The sequence below is a fragment of the Enterobacter sp. 302C9 genome (assembly GCF_034106085.1).
Taxonomy (GTDB): domain Bacteria; phylum Pseudomonadota; class Gammaproteobacteria; order Enterobacterales; family Enterobacteriaceae; genus Enterobacter; species Enterobacter asburiae_B.
The window spans coordinates 1-2684 of the sequence record NZ_JAWNBW010000023.1; the positions used below are offsets into that span (position 1 = coordinate 1).

Sequence of the window (2684 nt, forward strand, 5' to 3'; positions counted from 1 at the left end):
ACCGGATTTCGGAGCTGACGGGGCTGGATCTGGGAAACTTTGACGACAGGCTGCTGCTGTATGTGGCGCTGCAGCTGGACGAACAGAGATGATGCTGTATGCGGTCTGGTGGGGGGCCCCCCCCCCCCCCCCCCCCGCCGCTGTGGAAGCGAAACTCGTTGTCCGGTGTCGAGATAAGTGTGGCTTCAATTTCGCCAAAAAGCTGTATGCGCGGTGAGATATCGTCGTCGCTCACCTGCCGGGCAAGCGTCAGGTAGTCCTGATAGTGGCGCGCTTCGGAGCGCAGCAGCGAGAGATAGAACTTCTGCAGGTCGTCGTCGAGGAACGGGGCCAGCGCGGCGAAGCGTTCGCAGGAGCGGGCTTCGATGTAGGCGCCGCAGATGAGCTTGTCGATCAGCGTCAGCGGTTCGTGGGTGCGCACTTCCTTTAGCATTCCTTTGGCGTAGCGGCTGGCGGTGATTTTGACGTACGGAATGTCGCGGGCCAGCATCGCCTCGCGCACCTGCCAGAAGTGGTGCAGCTCTTCTTTAATCAGCAGCACCATGCTGTCGATGAGCGCCTGGCCCCACGGATCGTCGGTTTTGGGCATCACGCTTTTGCCAATCTGCTTATGCAGGGCGATGAAGTCCGGCTCCGGGCCGTCGCGGAAGGTGAACTGTTCGTAGGGTTTGAGCCAGTCGAGCAGCGCGTCGGCACCGCTTTCGTCGGCGACGTATTTACGCACCAGCAGCAGCGCGGTCTGGGCGGCCTTGAGCTCGCACACCATGTGGTCGGTGAGCAGCAGCGGCAGGTTCGCCGGGTCGCGGGCTTTATCAATCCATGCTTGCGGGGTCGGGCACTGGAGGAAGCTGAGTACGGGGGCGAGTATCTGCGGGTAATCCATGGTTCTGCCTTGAAAAAGCGGTGGCGCGCGCCACCGCCTGAAACGCTTAGTGACGCACGCCGTCGTCGTCTTCGTCGACGTAATCTTCGTCGTCGCCTTCTTCGCCGTCTTCACCGTTCGGATCTTCGAAGTAGGTTCCCCAGCCGTCGTATTCCACTTCAAACTTCTCGGCCAGGTTCATCAGCTGTTCTACCTGCGCGTCGATCAGCTCCGCCTTCAGCGCGCCTTCGCTCAGGATGTCGCAGCAGATGACGGTGTCGCCCTCTTCCACTTCAAGCTCTTCCGGCTCGGTCACTTCGTAACCCAGCTTGAAGGCTTCCACGGCCAGTTTTTCCAGCGCGTCGAAATCATCCGCAGAGAAATGGTGCTCGATGGTGTACAGCGCGTCCGGATCGCTACCGTCTTCCAGCAGTTCTTCAATAATCAGACGCGTCTCTTCGCGTTGCTCTTCCAGGTGTTCCGGGTTTGCCATGGCTCAATCCTCTTTAAAGTGCGGCAGATACTTCTATTTTCACACACGGACGGGTTTGCCTCCACCTTTGTAAGAAAGATTTGTGAAACGGGGTTGCAAATGAATAATTACACATATAAAGTGAATTTTAATTCAATAAGTGGCGTTCGCCATGCGAGGATAAAATGTCCGATTTATACAAGAAACACTTTCTGAAATTGCTCGACTTTACCCCTGCACAGTTCACTTCTCTGCTGACCCTTGCCGCACAGCTAAAAGCCGATAAAAAAAATGGCAAGGAAGTACAGAAGCTTACCGGTAAAAACATCGCGCTCATCTTCGAAAAAGACTCGACCCGTACACGTTGCTCTTTCGAAGTTGCCGCATTTGACCAGGGCGCGCGCGTCACCTATTTAGGGCCGAGCGGCAGCCAGATTGGGCATAAAGAGTCAATTAAGGACACCGCGCGCGTGCTCGGGCGGATGTACGACGGCATTCAGTATCGCGGTCACGGCCAGGAAGTAGTCGAAACGCTGGCGCAGTACGCGGGCGTGCCGGTGTGGAACGGGCTGACCAACGAGTTCCATCCGACCCAGCTGCTGGCGGACCTGCTGACCATGCAGGAGCACCTGCCGGGCAAGGCGTTTAACGAGATGACGCTGGTCTACGCGGGCGATGCGCGCAACAACATGGGCAACTCGATGCTGGAAGCGGCAGCGCTGACCGGGCTGGATCTGCGCCTGGTGGCGCCGAAAGCCTGCTGGCCGGAAGAGAGCCTGGTGGCGGAGTGCAGCGCGCTGGCGGAGAAGCACGGCGGAAAAATCACGCTGACGGAAGACGTGGCGGCGGGCGTGAAGGGCGCGGACTTTATCTACACCGACGTGTGGGTGTCGATGGGCGAAGCCAAAGAGAAGTGGGCGGAGCGGATTGCGCTGCTGCGCGGATATCAGGTGAACGCGCAGATGATGGCGCTGACCGGCAACCCGAACGTGAAGTTCCTGCACTGTCTGCCGGCGTTCCATGACGACCAGACCACCCTCGGCAAGCAGATGGCGAAAGAGTTCGATCTGCACGGCGGGATGGAGGTGACAGACGAGGTGTTTGAGTCGGCGGCGAGCATCGTGTTCGACCAGGCGGAAAACCGGATGCATACGATTAAGGCGGTGATGGTGGCGACGCTTGGGGAGTGAGCCTCTCTCTTACCTTGAGATGGTGATTATCTGCTGAATTATTTTTCAGCAGATAATCATTTCCAGTTTACGCGCAAAAAAAACATTTTACTGACGCATCCTCAGATAAGCATCAACCATAATATTTATTTATAATTTTATTAACCATTATTTATTAGAT

General features: G+C 56.9%; 4 protein-coding genes and 1 pseudogene. 3 read left to right on the forward strand and 2 right to left on the reverse strand.

All coding sequences use genetic code 11. The features are described from left to right. A partial coding sequence (locus tag UR289_RS21765) for a helix-turn-helix domain-containing protein (protein ID WP_320711579.1) occupies positions 1–92 on the forward strand: 92 nt, incomplete at its 5' end. A 29-nt stretch (positions 93–121) separates the two neighbouring features. On the opposite strand, the pseudogene miaE reads toward UR289_RS21765, so the two are convergent. Continuing rightward, positions 122–883 (reverse strand): annotated as a pseudogene (gene miaE / locus UR289_RS21770) (tRNA isopentenyl-2-thiomethyl-A-37 hydroxylase MiaE); the annotation flags it as partial. Between the two features lie 46 nt (positions 884–929). Beyond that, a complete protein-coding gene (gene rraB, locus UR289_RS21775; protein ID WP_029739283.1) occupies positions 930–1355 on the reverse strand; it encodes a ribonuclease E inhibitor RraB in 426 nt (141 codons plus the stop codon). A gap of 99 nt (positions 1356–1454) precedes the next feature. Here rraB and argL point away from each other — a divergent pair, with 99 nt between their 5' ends. Beyond that, the gene (argL, locus tag UR289_RS21780) at positions 1455–1550 is read left to right on the forward strand and encodes a putative translational regulatory protein ArgL (RefSeq protein WP_213328991.1); all 96 of its coding nucleotides are present in this window, start codon (positions 1455–1457) and stop codon (positions 1548–1550) included. Continuing rightward, entirely contained in the window at positions 1520–2524 is a 1005-nt protein-coding gene (argF, locus tag UR289_RS21785; protein WP_023299201.1) for an ornithine carbamoyltransferase, read from the forward strand. The genes argL and argF overlap by 31 nt, the downstream gene beginning before the upstream one ends. Positions 2525–2684 lie beyond the last annotated feature (160 nt).

Coding starts and splice junctions, on each gene's coding strand:
- rraB (WP_029739283.1), bottom strand. CDS start 1,355: ATGGCAAACCCGGAACACCTGGAAGAGCAACGCGAAGAGACGCGTCTG.
- argL (WP_213328991.1), top strand. CDS start 1,455: ATGAATAATTACACATATAAAGTGAATTTTAATTCAATAAGTGGCGTT.
- argF (WP_023299201.1), top strand. CDS start 1,520: ATGTCCGATTTATACAAGAAACACTTTCTGAAATTGCTCGACTTTACC.